Raw genomic sequence first — 17,086 nt, forward strand, 5'->3', positions numbered from 1 at the left:
GGGGTCAGTCCTTCCGGCCCGAGTGCACGCGCGAGCGGGAACGGGAGAGCACGATGGCGCCGATCAGCGCGGCCAGCAGCAGCACGGACAACACCTCGAACGGCAACACCCACACCTTGAACAGGCTCTGTCCGGTGACCTCGGTGCTGCCCACGGTGTCCTCGCCCAGGTGCAAGTAGGCGGTGCGGAACGCGTCCACGATCACGGTGAGCAGGGTCGCGGTGGCGCCCAGCGCGACCGCGGCGGCCGGGATCCGGGCGATCGGGTCGACCGGTTCGGAGTAGCCGATCGGCGCCTTGGTGAGCATCAGGCCGAACAGCAGCAGCACCACGACCGCGCCGACGTAGATCAGCACCTGGACCCAGGCGATGAACTCGGCGGTGAGCAGCAGGTACTCGGCGGCCAGGCCGCCGAGCGTGACCACCAGCCACAACGCGGCGTGCACCACCTGACGGGTGCTCACCACGAGCAGCGCGGAGCCGAGCACGACCAGGCCGATCAGCACGAAGGCGATCTCGGCGCCGGTGGGCGAGAGGAAACCGTGCTCGGTGGCGGCGAGGTTCACGGGGTCTCCTCCGGTTTCGACGCGGCGGCGGCCGCCGCCGCGGCCTTCTCCGCCTTCTCGACGGCCTTGCGGGCCTGGATCAGTTCCTTGGGGTCCTCGGCGTGCTCGTCCAGTGCGGGTGGCGGCGGGACGGTCCACATCCACGCGCGCAGCTTGTCCTTCTCGTGGGTGAGTTCGTGGATGTCGCCGGTCGCGTACTCGAACTCCGGCGACCAGAACAGCGCGTCGAACGGGCACACCTCGACGCAGATCCCGCAGTACATGCACAGCGCGAAGTCGATCGCGAAGCGGTCGAGCACGTTGCGGGTGCGGTCGCGCGCGCCGGGTTCGCGGGCGGGCACGACCTCCTTGTGCGAGTCGATGTAGATGCACCAGTCCGGGCATTCGCGTGCGCACAACATGCAGACCGTGCAGTTCTCCTCGAACAGCGCGATCACCCCGCGCGAGCGGGGCGGCAGTTCCGGCATGACCTCCGGATAGGACTGGGTGACGGACCTCTTGGTGAGGGTCTTGAGGGTCACCGCCAGGCCCTTGGCCAGGCCCTTCATCAGGTCGCCACCTTTACCACGCCGGTCAGGACGAGTTGGCCGAGCGCGAGCGGGACGAGCACCGTCCACGCGAGCTTTTGCAGTTGGTCCTCGCGCAGTCGCGGATAGCTGACCCGCAGCCAGATCACCACGAACGCGAGCAGCCCGGTCTTGAGCAGGGTCCACAACCAGCCGACCGAGTCCGACCACGGTCCGTGCCAACCGCCCAGGAACAGCACGGTGGTCAGCGCGCAGACGATCAGGATCCCGGCGTACTCGGACAGCAGGAACAGCGCGAAGCGCAGGCCGGAGTACTCGGTGTAGGCGCCGAAGATGATCTCCGAGTCGGCGACCGGCATGTCGAACGGCGGGCGCTGGATCTCGGCCAGGCCGGCGGTGAAGAAGACCACGCCGCCGATCGCCTGCCAGGGCAGCCACCACCACTCGAAGCCCTCGACGATGCCGGGCAGCGACACGGTCCCGGCGGCCATCGCGACCGAGGCCGCGGCCAGCAACATCGGCAGTTCGTAGGCCATGAGTTGGGCGGCCGAGCGAATGCCGCCGAGCAACGAGTACTTGTTGGCCGAGGCCCAGCCGCCCATCAGCGAACCGAGCACGCCGACGCCCATCACCGCGAGCACGAACACGATGCCGGCGTCGACGGTGCGGCCGACCAGGCCGTGCGGCCCGATCGGGATGGCGATCAGCACCACGAAGTAGGGGATCAGCGCGACGGCCGGCGCGAGCTTGAACACTCTGCGGTCGGCGCCGGCCGGGACGATGTCCTCCTTCTGGGCGAACTTGACGCCGTCGGCGACCAATTGGGCCCAGCCGTGGAAGGCGCCCGCGTAGATCGGGCCGACCCGGGCCTGCATGTGCGCCATCACCTTGTGCTCGGTCTGGCCGATCAGCAGGGGCAGCACCAGGAACGCCCCGAGCACGAGGGCGAGCCGCAGGCACACGTCGAGGAGACTCACGGGGCGTCCCCTTCGGTGGACGGGCCGCTGTCCGGGGGTTCGGCCGCGGGGGTCGGCGGCGCCTGGCTCGCCGAACCGTCGGCCGCGCTGCGCGAACGGCGGGCGGGCGGCGGCGGGGTCTCGTCGGCCTGGCTCGCCGAACCCTGCGCGGCGCTGCGGGTGCGACGTGCGGGTGGTGCGCCCTCGCCGGCCCGGCTCGCCGAACCGGCCGCGGCGCTGCGGGCGCGGCGCGGGCGTTCCTCGGCGGCGGCAGCGGCCTCGGCCGCCGCCTCCTCCTTGTGCGGACCCCAGGTCGCCGGGTCGGGCACGCCCGGCGGCAGCGTGCGGCGACGGCCCGGCGAGCGGCCCGGTCCACCGCCGTGATCGGACTCGCCCGGCTCCTTGGCGCCCGGCCATGCCTTGGCCACCCGAGCGGCCAGGACGAATTCCTTGCGCAGCGGGTGTCCCTCGAAGCCGTCCGGCAACAACAGCGGGTCCAGCCCCGGGTGGTCGGTGAAGTCGATGCCGAACATCTCGTGCGTCTCGCGCTCGTGCCAGCGGGCCCCGGCGTACACCCCGGACGCGGTCGCCAGCACCGCGGCCTCGCGCGGCACGCGCGTGCGCAGCAACAACCTGGGCCCGGTCGGGATCGCGCACACGTGCGCGACCACGTCGAAGCCGTCGGCGAGTTCGTCCACCGCGGTGAGCCAGTCGAAGAACGCGCAGCCGAGCCCGTCCCGCGCCGCGGTCAGCGCGGCGACCCAGTGTTTCGGGGCGACATCGACAGTGTGCAGCCCGTATGCGTCCGAGACGGCGAGCACCAGGTCCGTGCCCAGTGCCGCGCCGAGCTCCTCCGGCGTCATCGGGCGTCCCCCCGCGGCGGCGCCGGCGGTGCGACCAGCGGGCGGCCGAGCGCGGCGGCCGGCAGCTTGCGCCCGTATCGCGCGGCCGGGTTCTCCACCGCGATCCGCTCCTGGAGCTTGAGGATGCCCTGGAGCAGGGCCTCCGGCCGAGGCGGGCAGCCGGGCACGTAGACGTCCACCGGCACCATCTGGTCCACGCCCTTGGTCACGCAGTACGAATCCCAGTACGGCCCGCCGCAGTTCGCGCAGGATCCGAACGAGATCACGTACTTGGGCTCGGGCATCTGCTCGTACAGCCGCTTGATCGCGGGCGCCATCTTGTCGCTGACCGTCCCCGACACGACCATCAGGTCGGCCTGGCGGGGGCCCGGCGCGAACGGGATCACGCCGAGCCGGATGAAGTCGTGCCGGGCCATCGAGGACGCGATGAACTCGATCGCGCAGCAGGCCAGGCCGAAGTTGAACACCCAGAGGGAGTAGCGCCGTCCCCAGTTCAGCACCAGCCGCACCGGGTCCGGCGCGAGCCGGGAGAGCACCCCGAGCCGAGGCGGGGGCAGGTCGACCGGTGTGCGCTCCACCGGTGCAGGTGTCAGGTCCATGCGAGCACGCCCTTCCGCCACGCGTACAGCAGTCCGGTGGCCAGGAAGCCGACGAACACGAACATCTCCACCAGGGTGGTGGCGCCGAAGCCGGGCGCGTCGAACACCGTCGCCCAGGGAAACAGGTAGATCACGTCGACCGCGAAGATGACGTACAGATAGGCGTAGAGGTAGTAGCGGATGTGGACCTGCGCCCACCCCGCGCCCACCGGGTCGACGCCGCACTCGTAGGTCGTGAGCTTCTCGTGCGTGGGTACGCTCGGTCGCAGCAGTCGCCCGCCGGCGAACGCCACCGCGACGAAGGCCGACGCGACGAGCAGCACCAGACCCACGAGCGCGTACGTTCCGTAGTAGCCCTCCACCCGGCGTCCGCCTCCCGATCGACATTGCCCGAACGTTGCGTGTTCGTTGCGTACGTTTGTGGCACGGGAGTCTATGGGGGTTGCGCCGGACCTGTCCCCGGTGTCCAGTGCGGCCGACCCGCCGGATCGGCGATACCGCCCCCGAGCCGAAGGTGGTAGGGACAACCCCACCCCCAAGACACCGACCCGCGCCATGGGCCCCGCCCGGAGCAACCGGCAGAGTTGACCCAACGGATCGGCTTCTCTCCCAGCGAGGCAACTCCATGTCCATGCCCTCACCCGCGACTGCCTACGACGGGTCCACAGGTGATGTCCCGGCCCGAGCGCGGCCGGGCATCCTGCGCGCGCCGTTCACGGTGCGCACGTGGACCGACACGATCCATCTGGCGCTGAATCTGCCCGTCGGCGTCATCGGTTTCACCTACGCCGTGGTGTTCATCATGCTCGGCATCGGCCTCACCCCCCTGTTCCTGCTGGGCCTGCCGCTGTTGGCGCTGACCCTGCTGGGCAGCAGGGCGTTCGGCCGTCTGGAGCGGGCTCGGGCGAGCGCGCTGCTGGACGAGCACGTCCGGGCGCCGGCGCCGGTGCAGCGCCGCCCCGGGCCCACCGGATGGATCCGGTCCGGGCTGACCGACCGGGCCGGGTGGCGGGCCAGTCTCTATCTGTTCCTGCAACTGCCCTGGGGTGTTTTCACCTTCGCCGTGACCACGGCGTTGTGGGCGACCTCGCTGAGCGCGATCGCCTATCCGCTGATCCAGCCGCTGTATCGCCGGGCCGACATGCCGGGCGCGCTGCTGCGGGGCGACGGGCCGCACGCGCCGGGCGCCGATCACTACCTGGCCGGGCCGGGCCCGGTGTCGCTGACCGTGGTGGCGGGCGTGGTGCTGTTCTTCGCGACCCCGTGGCTGGTGCGCGGCATGGCCAACGTGGATCGGGCGATGGTGCGTGGGTTGCTCGGCACGGCCTTCCTGTCCGAGCAGGTGCGCGATCTGACCGTGTCCCGGGGGGCCGCGGTCGACACCGCCGCGTCCGACCTGCGCCGGATCGAGCGCGACCTGCACGACGGTGCGCAGGCCCGACTGGTGGCGCTGGCGATGGACCTGGGCATGGCGAAGGAGAACCTGAGCACGAGTCAGGACACCGAGACCGCGCGGATGGTCTCCTCCGCCCACGACGAGGTCAAGCTCGCCCTCCAGGAGTTGCGCGATCTGGCCCGGGGCATCCACCCGGCGGTGCTCACCGACCGGGGGCTGGACGCGGCGCTGTCCTCGATCGCGGCCCGCTGCACGGTTCCGGTCCGAGTCGAGGTGGACCTGCCCGACCGACCGCCCGCCCCGATCGAGTCGGTCGCCTACTTCTGCGCGTCGGAACTGCTGACCAACGTCTCCAAGCACGCGCGCGCCACGCACGCGTGGGTGACGGTGGGCCACCGGGACGGTCGGATGTATCTGATCGTCGCCGACGACGGCGCGGGCGGCGCCGCAACGGGCAAGGGATCCGGCCTGGCCGGCCTGACCGAGCGGGTGCGCGGCGTGGACGGCACGCTCAGTGTGGACAGCCCCGAGGGCGGTCCCACCCGGATCACCGTGTGGCTGCCGCTGTGAGGGTGCGCCCGGCCTGAGATCCGACTCCCCCAGGGCCACCGCACCGACTCGAATCCGGAAGACTGTAGCCGCACCCGCTCTCCGGGTGCGGCTACCGGATTTGGGGGATGTGAACGCTGTGCGCGTCGTCATCGCTGAGGATTCCGTACTACTTAGAGACGGTTTGTCCCGCTTGTTGACCGCTCGCGGTCACGAGGTCGTGGGCGAGGTCGGGGACGCCGAGCAACTGGTCGCCGTCGCGGGGAAACTGCGGCCCGACGTGTGCGTCGTGGACGTGCGGATGCCGCCCACCCACACCGACGAGGGCATTCGGGCGGCGGTACGGATGCGGGCGACGCTGCCGGAGGTCGGCGTGCTTGTCCTGTCACAGTACGTCGAGGAGCAGTACGCGACGGAACTGCTCGCGGGCAACACCAGTGGCGTCGGCTATCTGCTCAAGGACCGGGTCGCCGACGTCGGCGACTTCGTCGCGGCGGTCGAGCGGGTCGCGAGCGGCGGCACCGCGCTCGACCCCGAGGTGGTCTCCCAGTTGCTCGGCCGCTCCCGCAAGCGCGACGTGGTGGAAAGGCTCACACCGCGCGAGCGCGAGGTGCTCGGTCTGATGGCCGAGGGACGCACCAACGCGGCGGTGGCACAGGCCCTGGTGGTGTCCGACGGCGCGGTGGAGAAACACGTCAGCAACATCTTCGGCAAGCTCGGTCTCGCACCCAGTGACACCGATCACAGACGGGTCCTCGCGGTACTCGCGTATCTCGGATCCTGACATCGTAGGGATCGAATTACTGGACCCATGCAATCATCCGGTCGATCGGAGCAGCCGCCCCAGAGCGGGGCGGACTCTTTGTTTGTCCGGAATTAGACGGACATGAACCCCCCTGCGGGCCATGTCCGAAGCGTGACGCCGCTCACGTCGCGCGCCAGGGCGGATCCTCGCCCGCTCCGGGGGGCGCCACGGCCCCCATCTGTACCGCCGTACGATGAAAACTGCGACATCCGCGCGGTGCGCGGACCAACCGCCGCAGCGCCGAGGAGGTCCATCCCCGTGACCAAGCAGGTCAAGCAGCTCGACCGGGTAGTGATCCGGTTCGCAGGCGATTCCGGTGACGGAATGCAGCTCACAGGCGACCGTTTCACGTCCGAAACGGCGACGTTCGGAAACGATCTGTCGACCCTTCCCAATTTCCCCGCCGAGATTCGGGCACCCGCGGGCACCCTGCCGGGTGTATCGAGTTTCCAGCTCCACTTCGCCGACCACGACATCCTGACGCCGGGCGACGCCCCGACCGTCCTGGTCGCGATGAACCCGGCAGCGCTCAAGGCCAACATCCGCGACCTGCCGCGCGGGGCCGAGATCATCGTCAACACCGACGAGTTCTCCAAGCGCGCGATGGCCAAGGTCGGCTATGCGAACAGTCCGCTGGAGGACGGCTCGCTGGACGCCTACAACGTGCACGCGATCCCGCTGACCACGTTGACGGTCGGCTCGCTGGCCGAGTTCGAGATCTCCAAGAAGGACGCCGAACGAGCGAAGAACATGTTCGCGCTCGGTCTGCTGTCCTGGCTGTACCACCGGCCGACCGAGGCGACCATCGCCTTCCTGCGCAAGAAGTTCGCCAAGCTGCCGGTGATCGCCGAGGCGAACGTGGCCGCCTTCAAGGCGGGTTGGAACTTCGGCGAGACCACGGACGACTTCGCGGTCTCCTACGAGGTGGCCCCGGCCAAGCTGCCCGCCGGGACGTACCGCAACATCACCGGCAACCTCGCGCTGTCCTACGGCCTGGTGGCCGCCGGGCAACTGTCCGAGCTGCCGATCTACCTCGGTTCGTACCCGATCACCCCGGCCTCGGACATCCTGCACGAGCTGGCCAAGCACAAGAACTTCGGCGTGCGCACGTTCCAGGCCGAGGACGAGATCGCGGGCATCGGCGCCGCGCTCGGTGCCTCCTTCGGCGGTGCGCTCGGCGTGACCACCACCTCCGGTCCGGGTGTCGCGCTCAAGTCCGAGACGATCGGCCTCGCGGTCTCCCTGGAGCTGCCGCTGCTGATCATCGACGTGCAGCGCGGCGGGCCCTCGACCGGTCTGCCGACCAAGACCGAGCAGTCCGACCTGCTCCAGGCCATGTTCGGCCGCAACGGCGAGGCGCCGGTGCCGATCGTCGCCCCGCAGACCCCGTCCGACTGCTTCGCGGCCACCATCGAGGCGGCCCGGATCGCGCTGAAGTACCGCACCCCGGTCTTCCTGCTCTCCGACGGCTACCTGGCCAACGGCTCGGAGCCCTGGCGACTGCCGGAGACGTCCGAACTGCCGGACCTGCGGGTCGAGTTCGCGACCGAGCCGAACCAGGAGATGCCGGACGGAACCAAGGAGTTCTGGCCGTACAAGCGTGACCCCGAGACGCTGGCCCGCCCGTGGGCGGTCCCCGGCACGCCGGGTCTGGAGCACCGCATCGGCGGGATCGAGAAGGCCGACGGGATCGGTTCGATCTCCTACGACCCGGCCAACCACGACCTGATGGTGCGCACCCGGCAGGCCAAGGTGGACGGCATCGCGCAGGACATCGAGCCGCTGTGGGTCGACGACGCGACCGGCGACGCCAAGGTGCTCGTGATCGGGTGGGGCTCCACCTACGGCCCGATCGCCGCCGGCGTCCGTCGGGTACGGGCCGCGGGCGGCAAGGTCGCGCAGGCCCACCTGCGCCACCTCAACCCGTTCCCGGCCAACACGGCCGAGGTCCTCAAGTCGTACGACAAGGTGATCGTCCCGGAGATGAACCTGGGTCAGCTCGCCCTGCTCCTGCGCGGCAAATTCCTCGTGGACGCCATGTCGTACAACCAGGTCCGCGGTCTGCCGTTCAAGTCCGAGGAACTGGCTCACGTGATCCAGGAAGTGATCGAGAGTGTCTGAGTCTGCGAACGGCGCCGGCGGCTTCCCTTCGCTGTCGCTGATCCCGAAGGCCGACGGCAAGCAGTCCATGAAGGACTTCAAGTCGGACCAGGAGGTGCGCTGGTGCCCGGGTTGCGGGGACTACGCGATCCTGGCGGCGGTGCAGGGCTTCATGCCCGAGCTCGGTCTCCGCAAGGAGAACATCGTGTGGGTCTCGGGCATCGGCTGCTCCAGCCGCTTCCCGTACTACATGAACACGTACGGCATGCACTCGATCCACGGCCGCGCCCCGGCCATCGCCACCGGCCTGTCCACCTCGCGCGAGGACCTCTCGGTCTGGGTGGTCACCGGTGACGGCGACGCGCTCTCGATCGGCGGCAACCACCTGATCCACGCGCTGCGGCGTAACGTCAACCTGAAGATCCTGCTGTTCAACAACCGGATCTACGGCCTGACCAAGGGTCAGTACTCGCCGACCTCCGAGACCGGCAAGATCACCAAGTCCACCCCGATGGGCTCGCTCGACCACCCGTTCAACCCGTTGTCGGTGGCCATCGGCGCCGAGGCGTCGTTCGTGGCCCGGTCGATCGACTCCGACCGCAAGCACCTGACCTCGGTGCTGCGCGCGGCGGCGGCCCACGAGGGCACCGCGCTGGTGGAGATCTACCAGAACTGCAACATCTTCAACGACGGCGCGTTCGAGCAGCTCAAGGACCCCGCGCAGCGCGACGACGTGACCATTCGGCTGGAGCACGGGCAGCCGATCCGGTTCGGCGCCGACGGCCGGTTCGGCGTCATCCGCGGCGCGGGCGGTTCGCTGGACGTGGCCGAGGTGGCCAAGGTCGGCGAGGACGCGCTGATGGTGCACGACGCGCACGCGGACAACCCGGAGTTGGCCTTCGCGCTGACCCGACTCGGTGACCTGACCAGCAACACGCACACCCCCATCGGCGTCTTCCGCGACATCCGGCGGCCGGTCTACGACCGACTGATGTCCGCCCAGATGGCCGAGGCGGCGAGCGCCGGGGGCCCCGGTGACCTGTCCTCGCTGATCCGCGGCAACGACACCTGGACGATCGACTAGCGGGACCTCGACGCCCGGACGCGTCGTCACCGAGCGGGGCCCGCGGATCTTCCGCGGGCCCCGCTCGCGTACCGCCCCTGTTCGGCCGAGCGTGGGCATGTGCGGCACGACGCCCGGGCAGCCGAGGGGCATGCAGTCACCCACCGGCCCGCCCGCTCCGCTCAGCGTGGATGTCCGGATTCCCGAGACGGTCGGCTATCGCGTCAAGAAACGACTGCTCGGCCCGCCCCTGGTCAGCTCGCGACTGCGCGGCGAGAAGTTGTCCAACCCGACCGCGCTCGGCGTGCTCGCCTCGGACTGCATCTCGTCCTCGGCGTACGGCACCGAGCAGATGTTGCGCGCACTGGTGCCCTACATCGGCGTCGCCGCCTTCACCCTGGTGCTGCCGGTCACCTACACGATCCTCGCGGTGCTGCTGTTGCTGACGTTGTCCTACTGGGACGTGGTCGGCCTGTACACCAAGGCCGGCGGCTCCTACATCGTGGCTCGGGACAACTTCGGACCGCGCGTCGCGCAGGTCGCCTCGGTCGCGCTGCTGATCGACTACGTGGTCACCGTCGCGGTGCAGACGGCGGCCGGCACCGACGCCATCGCGTCGTTGCTGCATCTGGTGTGGGGTACCGACATCAGCGGCTGGAAGCCGGAGATCTGCGTCGGTGTGGTCGGGGTGCTGTTCTACGGCAACCTGCGTGGGGTCAAGGAGGCCGGGCGGGCGTTCGCGCTGCCGGCGTACCTGTTCATCGGCGCGATGGCGATGGTGTTCGCGGTCGCGCTGGTGCGCTGGGCGAGCGACGGCTCGCTGCCCCAGGCAAACGTGCACGCGGCCGGCGCGGTGCCGCTGGGCACGTCGGGCAGCGGACTGCTCTACGGCGCGTCGCTGTTCGTGGTGCTGCGGGCCTTCGCCAACGGTGGGTCCTCGCTGACCGGCCTGGAGGCGCTCTCGAACAGCGTGTCCACCTTCCGCGAACCGCAGGGACGCAACGCGCGCAAGACGCTGGTGGCGATGTCGCTGGTGCTCGCGACGCTGGTGCTGGGCATCTCGCTGCTCGCGCGCGCCACGCACGCGATCCCCTATGTGGACGGCGATCCGACGGTGATCGCGCAGGAGGCGCACCTGGTGCTGGGCGGGGGCGTATTCGGGCGGGCCGGGCTGATCTTCGTGCAACTGGCCACCGCGCTGATCCTGTACACCGGCGCGAACACGCCGTTCAACGGCTTCCCGTTCCTGGCCGACTTCGTCGCCGAGGACGCGTTCCTGCCCAAGATGTTGCGCCGGCGCGGGCACCGGCTGGCCTTCTCGAACGGGATCATCCTGCTCGCGGTGCCCGCCGTCGCGCTGCTGCTGGTGACCCAGGCGAGTGTGGACTCGCTGGTCGCGCTGTACGCGATCGGCGTGTTCACCGGGTTCATGATGGCCGGTGCCGGGCTGACGAAGCATCACTGGACCCAGCGCACCGGGCAATGGCGGGCCGGGTGCGTGGTGAACGCGCTCGCGGCGGTGGTCTCGGCCGCGGTGGTGCTGATCTTCGCGATCACCAAGTTCACCGAGGGCGCGTGGCTGGTGGTGGTGCTGTTTCCACTGGGCGTGTGGGCGTTGATCGGGGTCAACCGGCGCTACCGGGAGGAGGCGGCGGCGCTGGCGGCGGCCCCGGCCACGGCGGACTTCGGGCTGCGGGACCGGTCGGTGGTGGTGGTGCTGGTCGACTCGCTCGACGTCGCGGTGCTCCAGGCGGTGCGCTACGCCCGCGCGCTGCGGGCCGACGATCTGCGGGCGGCGCACTTCGTGTTGGACAGTCGGCATGCCAAGAAGCTGCGCAAGCGCTGGGAGGCGAGCCGGGCCGCCGACATCCCGCTGGAGCTGATCGAGTGCCCGGACCGGCGGCTCGCCCGGGCGGTGTTGGAATTGGCCGCGCGCGAGGTGGCGGACGGCGCGTCCGGGATCACCCTGCTGCTGCCTCGACACACCTATCCGCCGTTGATCGGCCGCCTGTTGCACGGCCGGACCAGCGATTCGATCGCGTCCGCGCTGACCCGGGTGCCGCATGCGATCGCCACCGTCGTGCCGTTCGACGTGGCCGCGGCGATGGCGCATCGACCGTCCGCGCCCCCGGAGGTGCCGCCGGCGAAGTGTGTGCCGCGGTTGTTGCCGGTGACGGACGCCGAACCGGAGCCGGTCCCCCGCGTGGTCGGGCCCGCCTCGGTCGCCCAGCTCAAGTGGCGGCAACGAGCCGAGGTGGTCGGCCGGGTGCGTTCGGTGTCCCCGTCGCCGGAGACCGCCCGGCCGGCCCTGGAGGTCGAGTTGTACGACCGCACCGGCGGCCTGCTGCTGCTCTTCCACGGGCGCCGGCAACTCGCCGGGGTGGAACCGGGCCGGCGGATGCGGGTCAGGGGGGTGGTCGGCGAGGCCGAGGGCCACCTGGCGATGTCCGACCCGAACTACGAACTGCTGCCGGAGGACGATTGAGCCGACGCCGAGCCGTTCTCGCGAGCGTCGGACCGGCCCACCCGGCGGAGCAGACCCAGGCGGCTGGCGGTGCGGGAGATGTCGGTCGGCAGGTCGTCGCCGGCGAGCACTTCGGCCAGGGGGCGGTCGCTGCACAGGAACAGCCGCACGTCGGCGTCGCAGCAGACGTCGATCAGATTCACGAAGCGTTGTCGGGCCTCGGCGCTCGCGGTCTTGAGCGGGGGCAGCGCGCCGATCACCCACGTCGGGTACGTCTCGGCGAGCACGAGGTAGTCCAGCGCCGAGGTCCGGCCCTCGCACAGCGCGGCGAACCCGCCCCACAACTCGCCCGGTCGGGCCGCCCGGACGGCCAGATCGCGGCGGTTCACCCGCAGTATGCGTGCCTCGTCGGGGGTCGGCGGAACCAGGCCCTGTCCGCGCAGTTGCTCGGGGTCGCCGGGCCACAACACCGCGCCTTCGCCGAACTCGCCGGCCGCGGTGCCGACCCGGGTCAGGGACCGGTAGTCCTGCGGACCGGCCACGGTGACGGTGGTCATCCGCTCCTCGATCTCGCGGATCGTCGGCTCGAACAGGTGGTGGTGGAGCGGACTGGGCAGCAGGCCGGCGGGCGGATAGTTGGACGTACAGACCAGGACGACGCCGCGCGCGTGCAACTCCCGGAGCAGCCGGGTGACCAGCATCGCATCGCCCGGGTCGTGCACGTGGAACTCGTCGAAGCACAACAGGTCGACGTCGCCCACCAGTTCGGACAGGGCCGCGTCGACGGCGCTGTGCTCGTGGCCGTGGTCGTCGCGGTGCCGGTCGACCGCCTCGTGCAGGCGGCGGAAGAACGCGTGGAAGTGCACCCTGGTGCGCCGCTCGGCGGGCAGCGGTACGGCCGCGAAGAACGTGTCGAGCAGCCAGGTCTTGCCCCGACCCACCGGGCCCCACAGATACAGCCCCGCGACCGGGCGGCGGTGGAACAGGCCGTGTCCGCGACCCCGGCTCAGCGCGGCGCCGAGTTCGGCGAGCCGCTGGACGGCCTCGTGCTGGGCCGGATCGAGCACGTAGCCGCGGGTGGTCGCGGCCTCGTGAAAGTGGTTTCGCATCGTCTCGACCGTCGTTCGCCCCATGATCGAGATCCTAGTGAGCGCTTGTTCGAGCACCTCGCCGCGCCGGCGGCCACTCGACAGCGGTGTTTCGCGGTTGCGTGATCACTTCAATCCGGCGACGAGTCGTCGGCCCGGACGGGTATCGCGTGGTATTCGACCTCGACATAGAACTGCCCGTTGGGCCGCTGCAACCGCCGCACGGTCCGATGTCCCGTCGCCCCGAGTTCGCGCAGCGCCTTCTGCACCCGATACTGCCCCTCCGGCATCACATCGGCCACGTCCTTGCCGGTGAATCTGATCCCCTCCGGCACCGCCAACATGCACGCGAGCACCCGCCGGGCAAGCGGACTCAGGCCACTGTCCGAGGCATCATCCGACACGGGATCACATCCCCACGATTCAGTCGACGTGAAGTCGCTCGGACAGGGCGAGGAACACCTGCGGCGGATCCGGCATCGCATCGTCGTCGGTTTCCACACCCGGTGTGTACACGGCATCGACGGACATCACACCCGCTCCTCCCCTCCCCACGGCAACACCCTCAGCCTAGTTTCGGGTCCCACGGCACAGTAACCTCCCGATTCCGGTTCACCCGATCGGGCAGCGGTGGTCTTCCTCCTGCTCAGTCGACCAGGTCGGCGGTGTCGATGGTCAGGGCGAACGGGGCCGGGAGGGCAAGCTTTTTGCCGAAGGCGACCTCGTTGCGGCCGGCGTACGCGTCCCGCTCCGGATCGGAGAACAGGATCACCTTGCCGTTCTGGCGATCCACCAGGAGGTAGAAGGGGATGCCGGCGAGGGCGTAGGCGCGGTACTTCTTCATTCGATCGCGGGTCGGGTCGGAGGAGGTCACCTCGACCACGAGCAGCACATCGTCCGGCGGCATCCACGAAGGCGCGTGGCGCAGTCCGCCGCGCGCCACGTGGGTCGCGTCCGGGACGACGAAGTCCCCGCCGGGCAATGCGAGTCCCTTGTTGCCGGAAGCACTCAACGCGATTGCCGAACCCAACATCTGCAACCGCAATTGATCGACGATCGTCTCGTGGTCTCCATCCGGCGGTGGTGCCACGTTGATGTTCCCGTCGATGAACTCCACACGATCGTTGGTCAGCCGCTCGGACAGCGCGAAGAACTCGGCCAGTAGCGGCGACGTCGGCTCCTCATCGGTTTCCACACGATGGGGATACACCGATCCGGCGGTCATCACACCCGGCCCTCCTCTCCCCGAGGCAACGGCATCAGCCTAGTTTTGCCGTCGATGCCGTAGTGGCACTCGCGGCCCGGTTCACCCGATCGGGCAGCGGTGGGGTCTTCTAGGCTTTCGGGTATGCGTGTCGAGTTGCATCAGATCGTGGTGGACGCCCGGGAGCCGGGGTTGTTGGTCCGGTTCTGGGCCGGGCTGTTGGGTGGGGAGCCGGTGGATCGGGCGCGGGGGTGGTCGCACGTCGAACCGCCCGGCTCGGCGCGGATGGCGTTCCAGCCGGTGCCCGAGGACAAGGCCGGGAAGAACCGGTTGCACCTGGACCTGAGGGTGGCCGATCTGGACGCGGCGGTGGCGCTGGCGATCTCGCTCGGGGCGAGTGCGCGGGGGCCCGCGGTCACCGACGAGCAGGGATCGTTCCGGGTGATGCTCGATCCGGAGGGCAACGAGTTCTGCTTCGTCGCCTGAGACGACGTACGGGTCGGCTCGAACGGGGAGTCGGCGGGACACAGTCGCCGTTCCCCGCGAGCCGACCCGTCGGTCGTCGCGGTCGCCGTCCGGGCGCCGCCGGTCAGGCCGCCGTCGCCACCGCTTCCCGGGCGAGCACACGCGGCGTGGCCTTCGGGCCGGTCGGGCTCTTCTTCGCGAAGATCACCAGTCGCATGAAGGCGAACCGGCCGATGCCGGCCAGGCCGGAGGCGGAGAGGTAGACCGCCTGCCGCACCAGCACGCCGGCCTGCGGCTGGATCGCCTGCAGGGTCAGCATCGCGGCCGTGGTGAACAGGTAGCAGACCAGTACCGTCAGCGCCGCCTTGACGTGGTCGCTCGTGCCGGGCTTGTCCCGGCCGAAGGTGAATCGGCTGTGCAACTCGGTCGCGATCAGCGTCGAGCCGACGGTCACCAGCGCGTTGGCCGCGGCGAACGGCAGGTGGCCGCAGAGCAGGATCAGGGTCACGCTGCTCGCGAGGCCGACACCGCCGCCGAAGACGACGAAGCGGACGAAGGAGCCGATCACTTGGGGGGTCTTGGCGGTGGTGCTGCTCGTGGTGTCCATGTCGTAGAGCATCCGCCGCACCGCCGGCAACCCCCGCACAGCGCGCTGACCACCGCCACACTCCGCTGTCAGCGCCCACCCCGACGCCCGCCGAGCTGTCAGCGCACGCCCGTGACCTGGGCGTTCACTCGAAGTTCCAATCCGCCGGCAGCTCGGCCGCACAACACGCGCACACGAAGTCGCCCTCCTTGACCACGTTGCGTTCCCCGCAATCCGGACACCGCCGGAAGACGAACTCGTGGGTGAACCCCTCGGGGCCGGCCACCCCGATCCGGGCGAGCGCCGCCGCGACCGCCGGCCACGAGCGCGGCTCCGGGCAGTAGCCGGTCGACTGGTTGCCGATCTCGACCACCGCCCACCCTCCGTCCTCGATCGCGAACGCCACCTCGCCCGCGGCGAGCACCCGCTCGCCGGCCGCGCAGGCGACATGCTCACCGCGCCGCGGCGCGAGCCGCAACACCCCGTCGAGTCCGACCACATACGTGAAGGGCTCGTCGTGTTCCTGCGCCTGGACCCAGGCCGCGAAGTCCGCCGCCGAGCGCATCGGCCGGCCCTCGGTGTCGGCCCGCACGGCCTCGGCTCGGATGTCCGCCGGTCCGACATACCCGTAGTCGCGCAGGGGAGCAGTCATCCCACCACCTTGGCAGGCCGGCCCCCGGTAGCACGCGGATCGTTCGGCGGGCGCCGAAAAATCGGCGGACTAGCTTCCGAGGGTGGGTGTTCGGGGACGAAGTGGAGGCGGGGCGATGGTGGGGCCAGGCGATCGGCGATCGGCGGCTGCGCGGGCCGTGGCCGTGCGGTTTCGAGAGGTCAACGGGGATCACCCGATGACGGCGGCGGACGACGCGTACGTGGATCGGCAGTTCGTCGAGTTGGGCGCGCTGTGCCGCAGACTCGGACGTGCTCCGGACGAGGTGCGCGAGCTGATGCTCGCCCGGCTGCTGCCGTTGCCCGGGTATCTGCGCTCGGACGGCGCCGAGATGGTGCCCGCCGACCTGTTCGCCCTCGCCGACGCGGCCGGCGGCACGGATCGGCTGCGGGCCTGGTTCCTCCGGCACTGGGACGATCCGGCCGAGGGCGAGGAGGAGTGGCACGCCTACCTCAGCGGCCAATACGTCTGCCTGCACGCGGTGTCGCCGACCACCATCCGCCGCAAGGGCGACCTGGTCGCCGCGATCGACGCCGCCCTGGCCGCGGCCGACCGGGACTCCCCGACGTCGACCGCGGCCCTGGCTGCGCTGGTCGACGAACTCGACCTATTGGAGCCGGAGTTCACCGCCTACGACCGACTACGCTTCGGTGGCCCGGTCTCCCGTGACACGCACGTCACCGCCCTGCGCGCCCACCGACCGCCGGTCAGCGCGCCGTGACGTTCAGGGTGTAGTCCACCACGGTGGTCACCGTGCCCGCGGAGCCGCGGACGGCGAGCGTGTGGGTGCCCTCGCCGAGCGGGGCCAACTGCACCCACAGGCCGCACGCGTAGGTGTTCACCTCCTCGGCGTTGCCGGTGACCGCATTGCCCTCGACCCCGGTGAAGCGGATCGGCGCGGCGTCGAACCGGTCCGGCCGGATCTGCTTGCCGTCCAACTCGACCGAGCCCTTGGCGTCGGCCATGAACCGCGCACACTCCGCCTGGGTGCCCTTCAGGTTCACCACCGGGAACGCGACGGGTGCCCGGGTGACCATCCGGCAACGCCGGATCGCCGGGCCCTCGGAGCTGCCCGCGAGGTACCACGCGGTGGTCGCCTGGTTGCGGTCGCACTGCTCGCCGTTGCGATCGGCGAGCGGATTCGTGCCGCTCGTGCTCTTGGCCGCCCAGGCCCACCAACGTGCCC

18 protein-coding genes and 1 pseudogene are annotated in these 17,086 nt (G+C 70.4%); 7 read left to right on the forward strand and 12 right to left on the reverse strand.

Features of this window, described 5'->3' with window-relative positions:
• Nucleotides 1-4 precede the first annotated feature (4 nt).
• Genes ACFXMF_RS32625 through ACFXMF_RS32650 form a run of 6 tightly spaced genes read right to left on the reverse strand, consistent with a single transcriptional unit; the run spans nucleotide 5 to nucleotide 3,872 of the window.
• On the reverse strand, nucleotides 5-565 hold the full coding sequence (locus tag ACFXMF_RS32625; RefSeq protein WP_360308650.1) for an NADH-quinone oxidoreductase subunit J: 561 nt from the start codon (nucleotides 563-565) through the stop codon (nucleotides 5-7).
• A complete protein-coding gene (locus tag ACFXMF_RS32630) occupies nucleotides 562-1,113 on the reverse strand; it encodes a NuoI/complex I 23 kDa subunit family protein (RefSeq protein WP_379991043.1) in 552 nt (183 codons plus the stop codon). Before ACFXMF_RS32630 ends, ACFXMF_RS32625 begins: the two co-directional genes overlap by 4 nt.
• Nucleotides 1,113-2,069, reverse strand: a complete 957-nt coding sequence (locus ACFXMF_RS32635; RefSeq protein WP_360308644.1) for a complex I subunit 1 family protein — start codon at nucleotides 2,067-2,069, stop codon at nucleotides 1,113-1,115. The genes ACFXMF_RS32630 and ACFXMF_RS32635 overlap by 1 nt, the downstream gene beginning before the upstream one ends.
• The gene (locus ACFXMF_RS32640) at nucleotides 2,066-2,911 is read right to left on the reverse strand and encodes an NADH-quinone oxidoreductase subunit C (RefSeq protein WP_360308641.1); all 846 of its coding nucleotides are present in this window, start codon (nucleotides 2,909-2,911) and stop codon (nucleotides 2,066-2,068) included. The genes ACFXMF_RS32635 and ACFXMF_RS32640 overlap by 4 nt, the downstream gene beginning before the upstream one ends.
• On the reverse strand, nucleotides 2,908-3,510 hold the full coding sequence (locus tag ACFXMF_RS32645; protein ID WP_360308638.1) for an NADH-quinone oxidoreductase subunit B family protein: 603 nt from the start codon (nucleotides 3,508-3,510) through the stop codon (nucleotides 2,908-2,910). Before ACFXMF_RS32645 ends, ACFXMF_RS32640 begins: the two co-directional genes overlap by 4 nt.
• Nucleotides 3,501-3,872, reverse strand: coding sequence for an NADH-quinone oxidoreductase subunit A (locus ACFXMF_RS32650; protein ID WP_360308635.1), 372 nt, complete (start codon nucleotides 3,870-3,872; stop codon nucleotides 3,501-3,503). Before ACFXMF_RS32650 ends, ACFXMF_RS32645 begins: the two co-directional genes overlap by 10 nt.
• A gap of 269 nt (nucleotides 3,873-4,141) precedes the next feature.
• On the opposite strand from ACFXMF_RS32650, the gene ACFXMF_RS32655 reads away from it, so the two are divergent.
• The 5 genes and pseudogenes from ACFXMF_RS32655 to ACFXMF_RS32675 form a co-directional block, all read left to right on the forward strand.
• A complete protein-coding gene (locus ACFXMF_RS32655) occupies nucleotides 4,142-5,476 on the forward strand; it encodes a sensor histidine kinase (protein ID WP_379988521.1) in 1,335 nt (444 codons plus the stop codon).
• 118 nt (nucleotides 5,477-5,594) lie between these two features.
• Nucleotides 5,595-6,239: a response regulator transcription factor gene (locus ACFXMF_RS32660; RefSeq protein ID WP_360308629.1), complete on the forward strand. Its 645-nt coding sequence runs from the start codon at nucleotides 5,595-5,597 to the stop codon at nucleotides 6,237-6,239.
• Between the two features lie 279 nt (nucleotides 6,240-6,518).
• On the forward strand, nucleotides 6,519-8,381 hold the full coding sequence (locus ACFXMF_RS32665) for a 2-oxoacid:acceptor oxidoreductase subunit alpha (RefSeq protein ID WP_360308626.1): 1,863 nt from the start codon (nucleotides 6,519-6,521) through the stop codon (nucleotides 8,379-8,381).
• Nucleotides 8,374-9,444: a 2-oxoacid:ferredoxin oxidoreductase subunit beta gene (locus tag ACFXMF_RS32670; protein WP_379988510.1), complete on the forward strand. Its 1,071-nt coding sequence runs from the start codon at nucleotides 8,374-8,376 to the stop codon at nucleotides 9,442-9,444. Before ACFXMF_RS32665 ends, ACFXMF_RS32670 begins: the two co-directional genes overlap by 8 nt.
• Nucleotides 9,445-9,574: 130 nt before the next feature.
• A pseudogene (locus tag ACFXMF_RS32675) lies at nucleotides 9,575-11,530 on the forward strand (APC family permease); the annotation flags it as partial.
• A gap of 350 nt (nucleotides 11,531-11,880) precedes the next feature.
• Here ACFXMF_RS32675 and zapE read toward each other — a convergent pair.
• From zapE to ACFXMF_RS32690, 3 genes are all read right to left on the reverse strand, one after another.
• The gene (gene zapE / locus ACFXMF_RS32680) at nucleotides 11,881-13,020 is read right to left on the reverse strand and encodes a cell division protein ZapE (RefSeq protein WP_360308620.1); all 1,140 of its coding nucleotides are present in this window, start codon (nucleotides 13,018-13,020) and stop codon (nucleotides 11,881-11,883) included.
• Between the two features lie 86 nt (nucleotides 13,021-13,106).
• Nucleotides 13,107-13,379, reverse strand: coding sequence for a hypothetical protein (locus tag ACFXMF_RS32685; RefSeq protein ID WP_360308617.1), 273 nt, complete (start codon nucleotides 13,377-13,379; stop codon nucleotides 13,107-13,109).
• Nucleotides 13,380-13,621: 242 nt separating this feature from the next.
• On the reverse strand, nucleotides 13,622-14,170 hold the full coding sequence (locus tag ACFXMF_RS32690; protein WP_379988512.1) for a Uma2 family endonuclease: 549 nt from the start codon (nucleotides 14,168-14,170) through the stop codon (nucleotides 13,622-13,624).
• Nucleotides 14,171-14,323: 153 nt separating this feature from the next.
• Here ACFXMF_RS32690 and ACFXMF_RS32695 point away from each other — a divergent pair, with 153 nt between their 5' ends.
• Nucleotides 14,324-14,665, forward strand: a complete 342-nt coding sequence (locus ACFXMF_RS32695) for a VOC family protein (RefSeq protein WP_360308611.1) — start codon at nucleotides 14,324-14,326, stop codon at nucleotides 14,663-14,665.
• 103 nt (nucleotides 14,666-14,768) lie between these two features.
• Here the strand turns inward: ACFXMF_RS32695 and ACFXMF_RS32700 are convergent, their stop codons facing one another.
• Both ACFXMF_RS32700 and ACFXMF_RS32705 read right to left on the reverse strand, forming a co-directional pair.
• Nucleotides 14,769-15,251 (reverse strand): hypothetical protein, encoded by a 483-nt coding sequence (locus tag ACFXMF_RS32700; protein ID WP_360308608.1) that lies wholly within the window; start codon nucleotides 15,249-15,251, stop codon nucleotides 14,769-14,771.
• A 124-nt stretch (nucleotides 15,252-15,375) separates the two neighbouring features.
• Nucleotides 15,376-15,882 (reverse strand): hypothetical protein, encoded by a 507-nt coding sequence (locus ACFXMF_RS32705; RefSeq protein WP_360308605.1) that lies wholly within the window; start codon nucleotides 15,880-15,882, stop codon nucleotides 15,376-15,378.
• A 196-nt stretch (nucleotides 15,883-16,078) separates the two neighbouring features.
• Between ACFXMF_RS32705 and ACFXMF_RS32710 the strand changes: the two genes are divergently transcribed.
• Complete coding sequence (locus ACFXMF_RS32710) at nucleotides 16,079-16,621, forward strand: DUF6058 family natural product biosynthesis protein (RefSeq protein ID WP_379988513.1); 543 nt, start codon at nucleotides 16,079-16,081, stop codon at nucleotides 16,619-16,621.
• On the opposite strand, the gene ACFXMF_RS32715 is transcribed toward ACFXMF_RS32710, so the two are convergent.
• Nucleotides 16,608-17,086: signal protein (locus ACFXMF_RS32715; protein WP_380020921.1), on the reverse strand; the 479-nt coding region annotated here is incomplete at its 5' end. The genes ACFXMF_RS32710 and ACFXMF_RS32715 overlap by 14 nt on opposite strands.

Origin of the sequence: Embleya sp. NPDC059213 (genome assembly GCF_042754445.1) — a bacterium.
Classification (GTDB): domain Bacteria; phylum Actinomycetota; class Actinomycetes; order Streptomycetales; family Streptomycetaceae; genus Embleya.